14 protein-coding genes are annotated in these 14,971 nt (G+C 67.3%); 7 read left to right on the top strand and 7 right to left on the bottom strand.

Going from position 1 to position 14,971, the window contains the following annotated elements:
* Positions 1-128: 128 nt before the first annotated feature.
* The 5 genes from ACRDNQ_RS01620 to ACRDNQ_RS01600 all read right to left on the bottom strand — a co-directional run bounded on the left by ACRDNQ_RS01620 (position 129) and on the right by ACRDNQ_RS01600 (position 4,983).
* Positions 129-1,430: a carbohydrate porin gene (locus ACRDNQ_RS01620; protein WP_431826875.1), complete on the bottom strand. Its 1,302-nt coding sequence runs from the start codon at positions 1,428-1,430 to the stop codon at positions 129-131.
* Positions 1,427-2,125, bottom strand: a complete 699-nt coding sequence (locus ACRDNQ_RS01615) for a hypothetical protein (RefSeq protein WP_431826874.1) — start codon at positions 2,123-2,125, stop codon at positions 1,427-1,429. Before ACRDNQ_RS01615 ends, ACRDNQ_RS01620 begins: the two co-directional genes overlap by 4 nt.
* A 35-nt stretch (positions 2,126-2,160) precedes the next feature.
* Entirely contained in the window at positions 2,161-2,742 is a 582-nt protein-coding gene (locus tag ACRDNQ_RS01610) for a hypothetical protein (protein WP_431826873.1), read from the bottom strand.
* Between the two features lie 28 nt (positions 2,743-2,770).
* On the bottom strand, positions 2,771-4,348 hold the full coding sequence (locus ACRDNQ_RS01605) for a hypothetical protein (RefSeq protein WP_431826872.1): 1,578 nt from the start codon (positions 4,346-4,348) through the stop codon (positions 2,771-2,773).
* Between the two features lie 290 nt (positions 4,349-4,638).
* Complete coding sequence (locus tag ACRDNQ_RS01600; RefSeq protein ID WP_431826871.1) at positions 4,639-4,983, bottom strand: excinuclease ABC subunit A; 345 nt, start codon at positions 4,981-4,983, stop codon at positions 4,639-4,641.
* A 210-nt stretch (positions 4,984-5,193) separates the two neighbouring features.
* Between ACRDNQ_RS01600 and arsB the strand changes: the two genes are divergently transcribed.
* Positions 5,194-6,201, top strand: a complete 1,008-nt coding sequence (gene arsB / locus ACRDNQ_RS01595) for an ACR3 family arsenite efflux transporter (RefSeq protein WP_431826870.1) — start codon at positions 5,194-5,196, stop codon at positions 6,199-6,201.
* Between the two features lie 74 nt (positions 6,202-6,275).
* Here the strand turns inward: arsB and ACRDNQ_RS01590 are convergent, their stop codons facing one another.
* The gene (locus tag ACRDNQ_RS01590) at positions 6,276-7,088 is read right to left on the bottom strand and encodes a bestrophin-like domain (protein ID WP_431826869.1); all 813 of its coding nucleotides are present in this window, start codon (positions 7,086-7,088) and stop codon (positions 6,276-6,278) included.
* 619 nt (positions 7,089-7,707) lie between these two features.
* On the opposite strand from ACRDNQ_RS01590, the gene ACRDNQ_RS01585 reads away from it, so the two are divergent.
* The 6 genes from ACRDNQ_RS01585 to ACRDNQ_RS01560 are packed head-to-tail and all read left to right on the top strand — an operon-like array spanning position 7,708 to position 13,831.
* Complete coding sequence (locus ACRDNQ_RS01585; RefSeq protein ID WP_431826868.1) at positions 7,708-9,639, top strand: DUF3604 domain-containing protein; 1,932 nt, start codon at positions 7,708-7,710, stop codon at positions 9,637-9,639.
* Between the two features lie 3 nt (positions 9,640-9,642).
* Positions 9,643-10,227, top strand: a complete 585-nt coding sequence (locus ACRDNQ_RS01580; protein ID WP_431826867.1) for a HupE/UreJ family protein — start codon at positions 9,643-9,645, stop codon at positions 10,225-10,227.
* A gap of 28 nt (positions 10,228-10,255) precedes the next feature.
* Complete coding sequence (locus ACRDNQ_RS01575) at positions 10,256-11,086, top strand: peptidyl-prolyl cis-trans isomerase (RefSeq protein ID WP_431826866.1); 831 nt, start codon at positions 10,256-10,258, stop codon at positions 11,084-11,086.
* Positions 11,083-12,099, top strand: coding sequence for a HupE/UreJ family protein (locus ACRDNQ_RS01570; protein WP_431826865.1), 1,017 nt, complete (start codon positions 11,083-11,085; stop codon positions 12,097-12,099). The genes ACRDNQ_RS01575 and ACRDNQ_RS01570 overlap by 4 nt, the downstream gene beginning before the upstream one ends.
* The gene (locus ACRDNQ_RS01565) at positions 12,096-12,740 is read left to right on the top strand and encodes a HupE/UreJ family protein (protein WP_431826864.1); all 645 of its coding nucleotides are present in this window, start codon (positions 12,096-12,098) and stop codon (positions 12,738-12,740) included. The genes ACRDNQ_RS01570 and ACRDNQ_RS01565 overlap by 4 nt, the downstream gene beginning before the upstream one ends.
* Positions 12,737-13,831, top strand: a complete 1,095-nt coding sequence (locus tag ACRDNQ_RS01560) for a hypothetical protein (protein WP_431826863.1) — start codon at positions 12,737-12,739, stop codon at positions 13,829-13,831. The genes ACRDNQ_RS01565 and ACRDNQ_RS01560 overlap by 4 nt, the downstream gene beginning before the upstream one ends.
* 122 nt (positions 13,832-13,953) lie before the next feature.
* Here the strand turns inward: ACRDNQ_RS01560 and ACRDNQ_RS01555 are convergent, their stop codons facing one another.
* Positions 13,954-14,970, bottom strand: a complete 1,017-nt coding sequence (locus ACRDNQ_RS01555) for a YcjF family protein (protein WP_431826862.1) — start codon at positions 14,968-14,970, stop codon at positions 13,954-13,956.
* Position 14,971 lies beyond the last annotated feature (1 nt).

Here is a 14,971-nt window from a genome sequence, read left to right as displayed (position 1 = left end):
TACCTTCGCGCAGGCGGCGTCGTCCCGTACGCCGTCTGGCCAAGGGTAGAAGAGTCCTCATGCGAAGGCAATTCGCCTTCGTGCCCGGCGCCCGATCGCGCGCGGCCTGGGGGCCCTCCGTCTTCGCATCAGAACGTGACACGGGCGCGAAGCCCCCAAAGCCACGCGTCGTCCCGGTTCGGATTGGCCGAGGGATTCTTCACGTACTGGACCGAAGGTGTGATCGCCACACGCTGGACCAGCTGGAACCGATAGAACGCCTCCGCCGTGTATTGTTCGCGCAGTTGCGGCGCGTAGGGGTCGCCCCATCCCACGGCCACGCCCAGCACATCGCTCGCCGTGCGGTGGACGGTGTCGAAGCCGATCCCGAGGCCCGCGATCAGGTCGCGCTGGAAGGTGCTCGCCTCGCCGTTCGAGATGCCGCCAAGGATGAAGGGCATGTAGCGGTCCTGGAACAGGTGGCTGGCCGCGAAGGTCATGCCGTAGCCGGCCGGCGTGCCCTTCTCTTCCAGCGGGTCCTGGTACCAGAATTGCACGCGCACCTGGTCCCACTTCGACCGGTCGGGGGTGGTCGTGTACCACCGGAACTCGGTCGAATAGTAGAACTCCTTGAGGTGGATGGTGTCGAAGGGATTGTCGGCCGTCTTGGCGTTTGCGTCGTGGACGCCGGCGACCATCACGAAGTTCGGATTGAACTGATACCCGATGCCGCCGCCGATGCCGCGGCCCGGCGCGGGCTTCGTCAGGCTGCTTTGCAGTCCGGTGTTCTGAAACCCGGTCATGGGCGAGGACAGGGCGTAGCCGTTGTACCACGAGGTCGCGCTGATCTTGCCGACGATGAACTTGAACTTCCCGTCCATCAGGGTCTGACGCCACGCAAGCTCGGTCCATGCGAAGCCGAAGTCGCTGAAGCCGCCGCCGGTCGGGGTCAGGCTGCCGAACTGGAACCCGAACTGGCTTGGGGGGATCTCGCTGTCGATCGTGTAGCGGTTCTCGAGCCGGAAGGTCAGAAGGCCGGGGTTCTTGCCCCCGCGATCGACCAGCGTCCACGCGCCCTGGATCTGGGCGCGGCCGGCGGTCGAGCTTGTGTAGGGAACGTCCTCGTTCGTTCCCTGGTAGAGCACCTGGTAGCTGAACTGAAGCTTCAGCCCGTAGTCCTTGTTGATCCGCGCCTTCCAGTCGAAGAAGGGCTGGAAAAACGCCTCGACCTTGGGAAAGCTCAGCACAGGCTGCGTGCGGACATCCCCTTCGTCCAGCTGCGTGACGACGCCGTCGGGGCCTTCAAGCGTGGGCGTCTGACGATATCCGGAGTAAGTCGCGGATGCGGCGGCAGAGTCCGTTTGAGTTTGCGCCCGGGCATCGGGCGCTGTCGCCGACGTCGCGGCCAGAAGGATCGCGCCGACGATCCACGACTTACAACGGTCTGTCATCCGGCACTCTCGTCAATCATCGAATAGTACTGGTCGAAATCGTCGCCCACCATCTTCGACGGCGTGTCGATTTTCTGATCGATCACAAGGTCGCTGTCGGGTGTGGAAACCTGGAACGTCCATCCATCCGGAAGGGTCAGTTGAGTCGCGAGGTTGGCGGGATCCCCGCCCTCGACCTTGTCGCCGTAGGCGTTCATGACGAACACGTTGCCATCGGAGTCGACAAGTTCGTAAACCGGATTCCCGGCCTGGAAGACCATGTTCTGGCTCTTCTGTGTGACGTATGGCGCGTAGGGGTCTGCGCCCTTTCCCGATCCAAGCGACGCTATGGGAAGCGAGGCGGCGTAGCGTGCCTCGATCCCGCCGAAGGTCTGGGTCTCCCCAAAGCCGACGGTCTGCTCGTCCATGGCCCAGAACTTGGGGCCGTTGAGTTGCGCGGCCTTTGCGCCATGCTCGGCCGCGATAGATGCCGGATCGAGCGTCGACCAGAGGTCATCGGGGCAGCCGGCGGAGGCAGAGGTGTTGTAGATCTCCACATGGTCGTCGAAGACCAGCAGAAACTCGCAGAACCGCATGCCGCGTACATCGGTCAGGGTGACGGGCTCGACCGGTTTCGGTTCGAAGGCGACACCCTGCGTCGCGAGGACCGCGATCACAGGCGCAAGCGCCAAGGCGCGTAGATCAAGTGAAGTCATGATTCCCTCCTGTTACTGGTCTGGCTTGTTCTCGCTTAACAATCGTCGTCGGCGGCACAGTCGCGCACGGCGACGCCCGCCCAGCCGGCGGCACCCGGGCCCCGGGCCCCGACGCCCGCGCCGTGATAGGTCGCCCCGACGCCGCCGCCCGGCCCGAACGTGTCGATGAAGAGGCCCGTCGCGCCGCCCTCGGCCGGCATCTCGCCCCCAAGAAGCTGGTAGCTGTAGACAAGGTCGGCCCCGTCGAGCACCGGGTCGGTCAGAACGATGACGGCCGCGCGGTTCTTCTCGGCCGCCTCGTCATAGACCGCTATCGTGGCATTCGGCGGGTTCGTCGCGAAGCTGTCGTCGCCCGTGCCCCAGTGCTCGACGAACTTCGTGGTTTCGACAACGCCCGCGACGCGCTGCGGCCGGTCGCTGAAATAGACCGTCTGCCCGGTGACGCCGACAAGGCGCAGGGTCATTTCCTCGGTGTCGGCCTGCATCGACTTCGAGCCCTGCACGAAAAGAAGGTGAAGCTCGGGCTCCTCGGCTGCCGCGCCCAGAGGGGTCAGAAGGAGAGCCGTTGCAGACGCGGCGGCAAGGGTGCGAAGCGTAGTGGATAGGTTGAGAGTCATGACGAGTTTCCTCAGTGATGCAACATGATCAGTTGCGCGTCGGCATGGGCTGGAAGACGTAGAAGCCCGTGTCGACCATGTAGTAGAATCGGCCTCCGAAGCCGGGTGAAAGAAGGGTGTTGAAGTTCATCGGCTCGACGAAGTCGGACGCGGCCAGAAGCGCTCCGGTCTTGGCGTCAAGCCAGATCGCCTGCTGCTTGTAGGGCGGGTTCGAGGTCTGGTTGAGGTCCTGCAACGTCGTGCCCGGCGCGGCGCGCGCGGTGCCCAGAACGCGCTGGTCCGCCGGTCCGTAAAGCGCCTGCAAGGCCGTCGTCGCCCCGTCGATCTCCCAGGCGGTCGTCATCTCGCCGGTCGCCTGGTCGAAATTGATCCCGCCGATCTTCATCATGTTCTGGTCGGCCGAGAAGACCATGCTGTTCTCGACATCGACGGCCGCCTTCGGCGGGGCCCAGCTTTGCCCGGTGGGCAGGTCGGTGCCGAAGGGGAAATGCCGCACGATCCGCGTCGAGTCATCCTGGTGGATCGCCACGATGGCCGAGGCCGCCTTGGTCGTGGGCAGGCCGTTGACCTGAACCACGACCCAGTCGCCGAGGATGCCGGGCGCGTCGCCGGAGGTCTGGCCCTCGGCCAGATAGGCGTCGGTCGACCAGCGATCGTCGCGCGTCAGGGTCTTCGCCTCGGGATCCCAGACGAGGCGGAAGAAGGTCTTCACGCCGGGGGCGTAGATCAGGATCTGCCCGTCGCGCTGGGTGATCGTATGGGGGGTGACGGTATTCTCGGGAAGATCGACGCTTGCGAGGATCTCGAAGGTCTCGGGGTCGACCGCATGAACCGTCGACCCCGGCGATGCCGCGACGCCGCCCGGACACTGGAACGCGGCCAGCGTGCCCTGGATGTCGCAGGGCGTTGCCCGCGTCTGGTTCTTGATGATGAGCGTGCCGTCGGGCGCGATGGTCATGTGCTTGTAGTTGCTGCCTTCGGCCGGCGCCGCCCGCGGGATGGAAAGGTGCTGAAGGATCAGCCCGGTGTCGCCGTCAAGCTTCACCAGGGTATTGCCGAACGCGACCGGGATGTTCCCGTCTGGCAGGATGTTCAGGTTCGCCGCGCCCACCCAGTTGCCCGACACGTTTCCGTTCTCGAGGTAGGTGCGCCAGATCTCGCTTCCGGTCGTCGCGTCGACCTTGGCGACGAACGGGCCGGGGGGAACCACGCCCTGCGGAGGGGGGTTGTTCCCACCGGTCAGATAAAGCTCGCCCGGGCGGCGGTTGTTCATGAACAGAACACCCTGATAGTCGCCCTCGCTCCGCCAGCCGTAGACGGTGTTGTTGCCGTCCATCGAGCCAAGAAACGTGGCGCAGGGATAGGTCTGGCTGCGTGTCGAGTCGGCCACTTCGGCCCCGTTCAGCGACTTGAAGTAGCCGGGCGTGTCGAGGGACTGAACGCATTCCCACTGGTCGGCGATGACGTTCAGGTCGCCGGGAAAGGGGCCGTTCGCGGCGGCGATACCGGGCGTGTCCGAGCTGTCGGCGGCCTGCGCGTAAGCTGCTGCGACGGGAAGCGAGACGCCAAGTGCGAGGACGGGAATCAGGATGGATGCTTTGGGCACGGCGGTTTCCTCCGTTTCGCTGCGCGTTTGGAAAACCGTAGTGGACGCCGAAGCCCACCGCTTGACAGTTCGCGCCAAATTTCATGCACGGATGGAAAGGGGGGATCCGGCGGATAGGGCGGCCCTGAACGCATCTCCGCGAACGGGACAGGCGGCTGCTCGCCGTGCGTCGCGGTAAGACGCCCACCACGGCATCGCGAGCGGGCGCCCGCGTCTTCGTTCGGCCCAAGGGAACGTGCGTTCCGGCAGGCCGGAGTGCAAGGGCTGGCGACCCGGGGGCTTGCGCGACGCTAGTTCCGCAGGATCTCGTCGGTCAGTTCGATCCAGTCGAGAACCCGCCGCGTCCGCTCGTCGACGCGATACACGATTCGCCCGTTCCGGTAGTAGCCTTCGTTGCCGCCGATCGAGGGAAGATCATAGGCATCCCAGTCCCGGATGCGGTCGTAGTCGCGGTCATAGTAATCCCCGCGCCGCAACCTGTCGTCGGTGTCGACACCCTGTTTGGCAAGTCCGGGCGGCACGCAGGGCGGGTCTTTCTTCGCCAGGCCCGGCGGGCATCCATTGGGCGCGGCAGCGGCGCCCCACCCCGACACGGTCAGCAGCAGGGCAAGCACGGTAACGATCTGGCGTGTCATCTGTAGCTCCTTCGAGGGAAAGCATACCGCGTTTCCATACGGCCTGCACCACCGCAGTCCCGTGGGCGGGCCGGTTTCCGCCCGTCTTGCACGCCGGCGCTGCCCCGGGGATCGCTGTCTGCGCCGCGGTTCAAGGCAGACGCCACGCCATGCCGCCCCGGCCAACTCCGGCGCTCGACTCCGCCGCGTCAACGCGCTACCCGCGACCGCATGAGCGTCTTCGAGCGATATCTGACCCTGTGGGTGGCCCTCGCCATGATCGCCGGAATGGCGATCGGCGTCCTCTCGCCGGCGATGATCGACGCCATTGCCACAGCCGAGGTCGCAAACGTCAATCTCGTCGTGGCGGTCCTGATCTGGGCGATGGTCTATCCGATGATGGTCGGCGTCGATCCCGGTGCGCTGAGGAACGTTGTTCGGCAGCCCAAAGGCATCGCCATCACGCTGGCCGTGAACTGGTTGATCAAGCCGTTCACGATGGCGGCCCTGGCAGTTCTGTTCTTCGAGGGGGTCTTCGCCGACCTGATCGACCCGGCCGATGCGCAGCAATACATCGCGGGCCTTATTCTTCTTGGCGCCGCGCCATGCACGGCCATGGTCTTTGTCTGGTCGCAACTGACGCGCGGCGACGAAGGCTACACGCTGGTCCAGGTGTCCGTGAACGACGTGGTGATGATCTTCGCCTTCGCTCCAATCGTGGCGTTCCTGCTTGGCGTCACCGACATCGCCGTGCCTTGGACGACGCTGGTTCTGTCCGTGCTTCTCTTCGTCGCGCTGCCTCTCGCGGCCGGTGTCTGGACCCGGCAAAGGCTTGGCACCCCCGAACGGATCGAGACCTTTCGCAACCGCATCAAGCCCTGGTCCGTGATCGGCCTCATCGCCACCGTCGTCATCCTGTTCGGCTTGCAGGGGCAGGTGATCCTTGACCGACCGCAGGTGATCGCGCTGATCGCGGTGCCGATCCTGATCCAGTCCTACGGCATCTTCGCGCTGGCCTACGCCGCCGCCTGGGCCCTGAAGGTTCCGCACCGGATCGCGGCGCCCTGCGCGCTGATCGGGACGTCGAACTTCTTCGAACTCGCCGTGGCCGTGGCGATCAGCCTGTTCGGCCTGAATTCGGGCGCAGCGCTCGCCACCGTGGTGGGCGTTCTGGTCGAAGTGCCGGTGATGCTGTCGCTTGTCGCCTTCGCGAACCGGACGCGCGCGCGGTTCGCCTAGGCGCGTGACCGTCGGCCAGGTCCGAGGGGGTGCAGCATCGTCCTGCGCAAAGCGGACCTCGGCATCGGCGCGCCCTAGTTGGCGGATGCCTTCATCGTTTCAAGCACATCGGCAATCGCCTGGTCGAACGCGTCGACCGTGATGAAGCCCAACCGAGGATGCTCGATGTCGAGGATCATGTAGATGACGATCGCGATGATCACCGGGAATGCCAGGATGTGAAGCAGGCTTTGCCGCTTTGCGAGACCCATGTTGTGGCCGGCCAGAAGGCCGGACAATACGCACATGACGAACAGGATGATGTAGATCGACCGCGGCGGGTGTTTGAGGCTAGCCATCGTACGGGTCGTGGTGATGTCGAACATGGCGTTCAAGGCCGGCAACAGCAGCATGGCGGCCGCCGTATCCTGCCCTATGGTCCGCGAGGCCGCCGTCGCTTCGGACCAGATCCGTGCCTGCAGTTCCTGCGACAGCGCCAACTGCGCCTTGGCCGCCGAAAGATCGGGAAGCAACCGATAGGTATCGAGACGCGACTGGGTGTAGTCGATCATCAATTGCCGCAGCGCCGGCTGCGTCGAGGCCGGCAGCAGGTCAAGCCGCAGCCAGGCCGTGCCGATGTCGTTTGCCTCTTCCACGATCAGACTGCGCCGCTCGTCGAACCGTGTGGCCGCGCCCGAGAAGGTGAAGGCGATCAGAAGGCCCAGAAGCGCATAGACCGCGCCGTCCACGGCGCTGGTGCCAAGCTCGACCTCTTCGCCCAGTTCCTTCCGTCTTTGTCGACCGGTCGAAATGCCGAACAGCATTGACCCCAGAACGCAGACAAACAGGCCGAGCGAGATCAAGATATCGAAGGCGATGTAGGGCATTGCCGGGCGGCCCTCGATCATGCGGGGTGCATCGCCGTGATCCTTGTCAAATTGTGGTGCTCGTAGCAAGCGCGCTCAGAGGGGTGTGCCCAAACCGTCCGAGGCTCTTGAGTGGCCCTTGAATGGCCCCGTGGCGGCTTCGAGGTCGATATTGGCGTGGGTGCCTTGGCTCGGACATCCGGCAGTCGGGTCGACGCCGCCCCTCGGGCGCACCCGGGCCGTGGCTTTCGCCGCGGGTCGATCGAACCCCGGAGGGTTGCCGAAGGGGCAGCCTCGATCCGTTTGATGGGCCCCGCGCCCGGCCATCTCGCGGGAACGGTCCGCACGCATTCCGCAGCAACGCGTTGTCGCGGCAACGCCCGTCACTCTGAGGCGCAACTGCCCGGCACCGTTGCGCCATTCAAGCCCCGGGTCAGCGGCCTTCCCCAGCGACACCGGGACCTGAACGAAGGGCATCACCGCGCAGCGGATGGTCTGGGGACACGTCTGGAAGGACGTGACGGGGCGGGATTTGTCCATGCTTGAATCCCCGACAGCGCCTGGATTCATCCCACGTCGGGTTTTCCTGGCGGACTCCGCGTTCGCCTTGGACGCGCGAGCATGTTAGAGAACAAATGAGACTCAGAAGGGGGGATCCGCCATGACGTTCACCTGCAGAACAGCCGCCGCCGTCTTCGCAACCGTCGGGTTTGCCGCAACCGGTGCACTCGCGCAGATCCAGCCCTCTCCCGAAAGCCTCGAAGGGCTCTACAAGGGGCGGCCCTACTCCCCCTATGCCCAACGCGACTTTCCTAGCCAGGTCTACTGGGGCGACTCGCACCTGCATACGGCGCTCTCGGCCGACGCGGGATTGTTCGGCAACCGCCTTGGCCTTGACGAGGCCTACCGCTTTGCCCGTGGCGACGAGGTGATCTCGTCCACCGGACAGCCAGCGCGGCTGGGGCGGCCGCTGGACTGGATTGCGATTACCGACCACTCGGATGCGATGGGCTTCGCGCCCGACCTTTTCGCCGGCGCGCCGGCCATCGTGGGGACCGAGCAGGGCGCGCGCTGGTTCGACGCCATGCAGGAGGGTGGGCAGGTTGCGGCGGATGCCGCCCTCGATCTGATCACGACCTTTGCGCAGGGCAACCTCGATCCCGCGCTGGTGGCTGCCTACTATCCCGGGTCGGAAGCCTATGACGAGGTCTGGAAGAAGACGATCGAGGCGGCCGAGCGTTTCTACGAGCCCGGGCGTTTCACCACCTTCATCGGCTTCGAATGGACCTCGCTGGTCGCGGGAAACAACCTTCACCGCAACGTCATCTTCCGCGACGGCGGGGACCTGGCCCGGCAGGTGCACCCGATGGTGACGCAGGGTCCGATCGGGTCGACCGACCCGCTCGATCTCTACGCCTGGCTTCAGGCCTACGAGGACAAGACCGGCGGCGACGTGCTGGCGCTTGCGCACAATGGCAACCTCTCGAACGGCCTGATGTTCCCGGTGGATGCGCAGTACACGGGCGCGGCGGTCGACGAGACCTACGTCACGCTGCGCAACCGGTGGGAGCCGCTTTACGAGATCACCCAGATCAAGGGCGATGGTGAGACGCATCCGCTTCTGTCGCCCGACGACGAGTTCGCCGATTTCGAGACCTGGGACGCGGGCAACCTCGACCTGTCAGAGGCGAAGACGCCCGACATGCTGTCGCGCGAATACGCCCGCGAGGCCCTGAAACAGGGCCTTGCACTTGAAGCGAAGCTTGGCGTGAACCCCTACAAGTTCGGGCTGGTCGGATCGACCGACAGCCACACGTCGCTGTCGACCGCCGAGGAGGACAATTTCTTCGGCAAGGCTGCGAACGCCGAACCCTCGCCCATGCGGTCGCGGCATCCGTTCGCCAAGACCGATCTGGGCGAATTCCCGGGCTGGTCGCTTTCGGCCTCGGGCTACACCGGCGTCTGGGCGACCGAGAACACGCGCGAGGCGATCTGGGACGCGATGGCGCGCAAGGAGGTTTATGCGACCTCGGGCCCGCGCATGATGGTGCGCTTCTTCGGTGGATGGGACTTCACCGAGGACGATCTTCGGTCCCGCCAGCCGGCCTTCGCGGGCTACGAGAAGGGCGTGCCGATGGGCGGCGACCTCACGACGCCGGCGTCCGGCGCGCCGACCTTCATGGTCTATGCGCTGCGCGACCCGGTCGGCGCGAACCTTGATCGCATCCAGATCGTGAAGGGCTGGCTTGGCGCGGACGGCAGTCTTCAGGAAAAAGTCTATGACGTTGCGTGGTCGGGCGACCGCCAGCCCGGCGCCGACGGCAAGGTTCCTCCGGTCGGCGATACCGTCGACCTCGAGACAGCAAATTTCCTGAACAATATCGGCGCCTCCGAGCTTGGGACGGTGTGGACCGATCCGGACTTCGATCCGGCCGAAAGCGCGGTTTACTATGCCCGCGTGCTCGAGATCCCGACGCCGCGCTGGGTGCTTTATGACAAGGTCCGGCTTGACGCCGAACTCCCCGAGGACGCGACCCTGACGCTGCAGGAGCGCGCCTATACCTCGCCCATCTGGTACACGCCCGAGGGATAGCCCATGCGACATCGCCTGTCCGCCGTCGTCCTTCTCGCCCTCCTTTTCGCCCAGACGGCGCAGGCCCACACGGGCGAGGGGGTGCAGGGCGGGCTGATCAGCGGCTTCACCCATCCGCTTTTCGGCTGGGACCACGTCGTCGCGATGGTGGCGGTGGGGCTTTGGGGTGCCTTCCTGGGCCGGCCGGCAATCTGGCTGTTGCCCGTGGTTTTTCCGCTGGTCATGGCCTTCGGCGGCGCGATGGGCGTGGCCGGGATGCCGCTTCCGGCGGTCGAAGCGGGGATCGCGCTGTCGGGCGTGATCCTCGGGCTGCTGGTGGCCTTCGGGGCGCGGGCGCCGCTTTGGGCCGCGGTCGCGGTGGTCGGTGGCTTCGCGATCTTCCACGGCCATGCCCATGGCACCGAACTTCCCGAGGCCGCCAGTCCCTATGCCTATGCACTGGGCTTTGTCGTGGCGACCGGGCTTCTGCATCTGGCCGGGATCGCCTTCGGGACGCTCGCCGATCGGCCCTGGGGAACCTATGCGATACGGGCTGCAGGCCTTGTCATCGCGGCGGTCGGCGCAGCCTTCCTGACCGGCGTTGCGTGATGGACGCGACCGACGCGGCCGCGGCATGATGCGCCTTCTGCGGGATCCGCTTGTCCATTTCTTCCTGGTCGCGGCCGCGATCTTCGGGCTTTACGCCGTGGTCAACGACAGCCCCCCGCCCGTCTCGGCCAACCAGCTTGTGATCAGCGAAGATGACGCGCGCCAGCTCGTGGCCGAGTTCGAGTCGACCTGGCGCCGTGCGCCGACGGTCGAAGAACTCGACTACATGATCGCCCAGCGCGTCCGGGAAGAGGTCTACGTGCGCGAGGCGCTGGCCCTTGGGCTGGATGGCGGCGACGCCGTGATCCGAAGGCGTCTGCAGACGAAGATGGAGTTCCTGACCGAAAGCGGCGCCGAAGCCCTGCAGCCCGACGACGCGACATTGCAGGCGCACCTGGATGCCCACCCCGACCGCTTCGCCGAACCGGCGCTGATCGCTTTCGAACAGATCCTTCTGGCCGAGGGGATCGGCGCGGACGAGGCCGAAGCCCTTGCCGCGCGGCTGAACATCGGCGGCGACCCGGGCGAGGCCGCGCGCCCCACGCTCTTGCCGCCGGGCTTTCCCCCCAGCCCCGCGCGGGTGATCGACGGCAGCTTCGGCGCGGGCTTCTTCGAGGCGCTGGGCGCAGTGCCGGTGGGCGTCTGGGCCGGCCCGGTCGCGACGACGCTGGGCACCCATCTTGTGCGCGTGACCGAACGGAGCGAGGCGCGGGTCCCGCCGCTTTCGGATATCCGGGCGCAGGTCGAGCGGGATTGGCGTGCCAGCCTGAGCGAACGCCTGCGCGAGGAACGCTACGAGGCGCTTCTGTCGCGCTACGAGGTGGTGCGTCCCGATCCATCGCAGGTGCTTACGCCATGATCGTGCGCGTGCTTCTGCTTCTCGCCCTGCTTCTTCCGTCAATGGCTCAACGGGTATCTGCCCATGCGCTCGAGCCGGGGTTTCTCGAGGTGCAGGCGCTGGGCGGGGACGAGTGGCGCGTCGCCTGGCGGAAGCCGCAGGTCGCGGGCGCGCCGATGGCGATCGACGCCGTTCTGCCCGAAGGCTGCGAACCGCGCCGCGGCCCGGCCCCGACGTTCGACGGCCGCGCCTTTCTTGCCGGCTGGATCGCGACCTGCCCCGGTGGGCTTGCCGGGGGAGAGATCCATATCGACGGTCTCGACAAGACGCGCACGGACGTCCTCGTGCGCTATACGCCCGAAGTCGGTGATACAGCGCAGGCCATGCGCCTCACGGCGGCCTCGCCCGGTTTCACCATCCCCGAGCGTCTGGGTCCGGGCGGCATCTTCGCCAGCTACTTCGCGCTTGGCGTCGACCACATCCTGAAGGGCATCGACCATCTCCTCTTCGTGCTGATGCTCCTGTTGCTTGTCCGCGACTGGCGAAAGCTGCTTGGCGCGGTGACGGCCTTCACCGCGGCGCACAGCCTGTCGCTGGCAGCGGCAAGCCTTGGCTGGATCGTCGTGCCCGCGCCTCCGGTCGAGGCCATCGTGGCCCTGTCGATCGCCTTTCTCGCCGCCGAACTCCTGCATCCGCCGGACGAGAAGAAGCGGCTGACCGAGCGCTTTCCGTGGCTGGTGGCCTTCGCCTTCGGGCTTCTTCACGGCCTGGGCTTCGCCCGCGCGCTTCTCGAGATCGGCTTGCCCGAAGGCGACGTGCCTCTGGCGCTGCTGGCGTTCAACCTTGGGGTCGAGGCGGGGCAGATCCTGTTCATCGCCACGGTCCTTGCCCTCGGCGTCGCGCTTGCGCGGCTCTATCCGGCGGCGCGCGCAGCCCTCGCCCCCGGCGCGGCGGGATTGAGGGCGGTGGCCTACGGCGTCGGAACACTCGCGGCCTTCTGGGTGGTCGAACGGGTGTCGGGGTTCGCCACATGAGGCGGCGGGGCCTTCCCGTCCTTCTCGCGGCCACACCGTCGCCGGCGTTGGCACACGACGCCTTCGGCGACCTCGGGCCCTTCTATGCGGGCCTTCTTCATCCGCTGGCAGATCCCTTGCAGGCCGCGCTGGTCGTCGGGACGGCGGCCTTCCTTGCCGGCCGCCCGATCGAAATAGCGCGGGTGGCCTTGCCCGTCTTCGTCGCGGCGACAGCGCTGGGGCTCGGGCTTCTGGGCTGGCGGCTGGGACTTGTGCCCGCGCCGCTGCTTCTGGCGGCAGGAGCGGTGCTGATCGGCCTTGCCGCCACGCTGCCCGCGCGCTGGACCCCGGTCTGGGCCAGCCTTGCCCTTGTCGCCGTCACGGGCGCTCTCGCCGGCCTGGCGCCCGGGCAGCCCGACGGCGGGACGGTGCAGCCGCTTCTTGGCGGTCTTCTTGGGATCGGGATCTTAACCGCGCTCGCCTGGGCGGGGCTCGACGCGCTGGCCCGCCGCCTGGCGCCGATCGCGCCCGCCATCGCGGGGTCCTGGGTCGCGGCGATTGGCATGCTCGCCGGGGCCTTCGCGCTGCAGCCGGCATCCGAAGGCGACGCCGCAGCGCAGCTTGACGACGGCGGCGCACTCGCGGCAGGAGGTGACCGATGACACGACGGACCATCCTTCGCGCGGCGGCGTTGGCCGGGCTTCTGGCCCTGCCCCTGCCCGACCGCGCCCCGGCCTGCACCTTTCACACCGCGCTTCCCGAGGCGTCGCTGTCCGAGAACATCGCCGCCAGCGTCGAGGTGATCGCGGCCCGTCCTTCAGCCGAAAATCCCTTCGCGTTCGAGACAGTCGCCGTCCTGAGGGGCGAGGCATCCGGAACCGCGCCCCCCTTCATGGTCGACAGCGTGACGCGGGCGCGGCTTGCGCGGAAGCCGGACGAGGCCGTTCTTTTCGCGCGTGCGCCAGATGGCGCGTGGACGCGGCTTCTGATTCTGGATGCGGTCACTCATCCCGTGGTCGACACCCTTGTGAGCCATGCAGACGTCTGGGCCACGCCCGCCGGCGCGGCCGAACGTCGCGACTTCTTTGCCAGGCTCCTTGCCCATCGCGACGCGCAGATCCGGCGGATCGCGTTGAGAGAACTTGACGCGCTGCCCTACGAGGTGCTCCGGGGCGGCACCTACCCGGTCACGGCCGCGGACCTCGTTCGGGGGCTCACCGATATCAACGAACAGCCCTTTGCACCGATTCGCATCCTTCTTCTGGGACTCGACGACAGCGATGGCGCCGGGCAGGCCATCGCGCGCCGTCTTGCCATGATGGCGACCCTTCGGATGGAGACGAACCTCGGGCCGTGGATCACCGCGGCGATCGAACGCGATGGGCCTGCGGGACTGGCGGCAATCGAACAGGAATATCTTGCGGCCCCTGCCCGCCTCAGCGACCGGCAACTGGACGAGATCGTGCGCGCGCTCGCCGTGCATCGGACCGGGGGCGACCCCGCCCTGCAGGCCCCGATCGACACGGCGCTGCGAACGCTTGCCTTCGCGCGTCCCGACGCTGCGCCGGCCATTGCCCGGACCTTCGCCACCGCGTCGGACTTTTCCCAGGTGCCGCTGATCCGCGAGATCGCCGCCGCGCGTCTCTTTGCCAGTCCGCAGGACCTTCTTGTCGCCGCCGCCTATGTCGCCGGAGCGCCTCGCAACGACGGGCCGGGGTCGGACAGGGACACGCGGACGGAACAGTCGAACTAGACGCGAATTGCGATGGTCGGCGGCCGGGTTTTCCCGTTCCAGACCTCGGGGTCGTGTCCGCCGCCCTCGGTCATGGGTCACCCTTGCGGCGATGACTGGGCCGTCCGCCCCGCGGGACGCCCCTACCCCTCGGCCTTACCCTGCCCCGGGAACAGGCCGGTCAGCGCCCGCTGGACGATCCCCGTGACCGAGGGCCGCTTCAGCGCGCGGAAGGGAAGAGGGCGGCAGACCTCGATGGCGGCGATGCCGACCCGGGCGGTCAGCGCGCCGTTGATCACCCCCTCGCCGAAGCGGCGCGAGATCTTCGACAGGATGCCGCCGCCCGCGACCGAGCCGATCAGGTCGTCGCCCACCGCGACCGCGCCCGTGGCGACCAGGTGCTGCATGACCGTCTTGGTCAGCCGCCAGCCGCCCAGAACGCCGCCGCGCCCGCCATAGATCTCGGCGATGCGCCGGATCATGCGCACGTTCGCGGTCAGCGCGGCGAAGACGTCGGCGAAGGCGATCGGCACCATCGCCGTGACCGCCGCGACCTGCCGGGCCGCGGCCTCGATCTCGCGCCGGGCGGCGGCGTCGAGGCCGGGCAGCAAATCGGCCTCGGCCGCTTCGAGCAGGGCGTCGGCATCCACGGCGTCGGCCTTGCGGGCGTTCAGCGTCTCGCGGCCCCAGCGCAGGTCGGGTCGGCCGGCATAAAGCGCCAGCATCCGGTCGACCACGGCGCGCGCCCCGACCAGGTCGTTGGTCGCCAGCGCCTCGGCCGCGGCCGCGTGCAGCTTGTCGAGCCGGGCCAGACGCGAAATCGCCGCCCATTCGCGGATCAGGATCGCCACGCAGACTAGAACAAAGAGCCCCACCAGCACCAACGCGGCATATCCAAGCACGGCCGACCGGGCGATCAGGGTGTCGACGAAACTCCAGGCCGCGACCGACAGGATGAAGGTCACGAGGGCGACGAGCAGCCGCCAGAACCAGCGGCCCAGCGCCGAAGGCCGGCGCGCGGCCAGCGTCGCCATGGTCTGCATGGCCTGCCCCGTCGGCAGCGGGGCGTCGGGGTCGACGACAGGCGGCGCCTCCGCCGGGCTTTGCGCGGCGGCGTCCTCGTCGATCTCGATCAGCACGGGTCCCCTGCGGTCGCTCATC

Origin of the sequence: Saliniferula longa (assembly GCF_050789285.1) — a bacterium.
Lineage (GTDB): Bacteria > Pseudomonadota > Alphaproteobacteria > Rhodobacterales > Rhodobacteraceae > CAVPWP01.
Note: the sequence above shows the minus strand (reverse complement) of the source record. Positions and strands in the feature narration are given on the sequence as shown.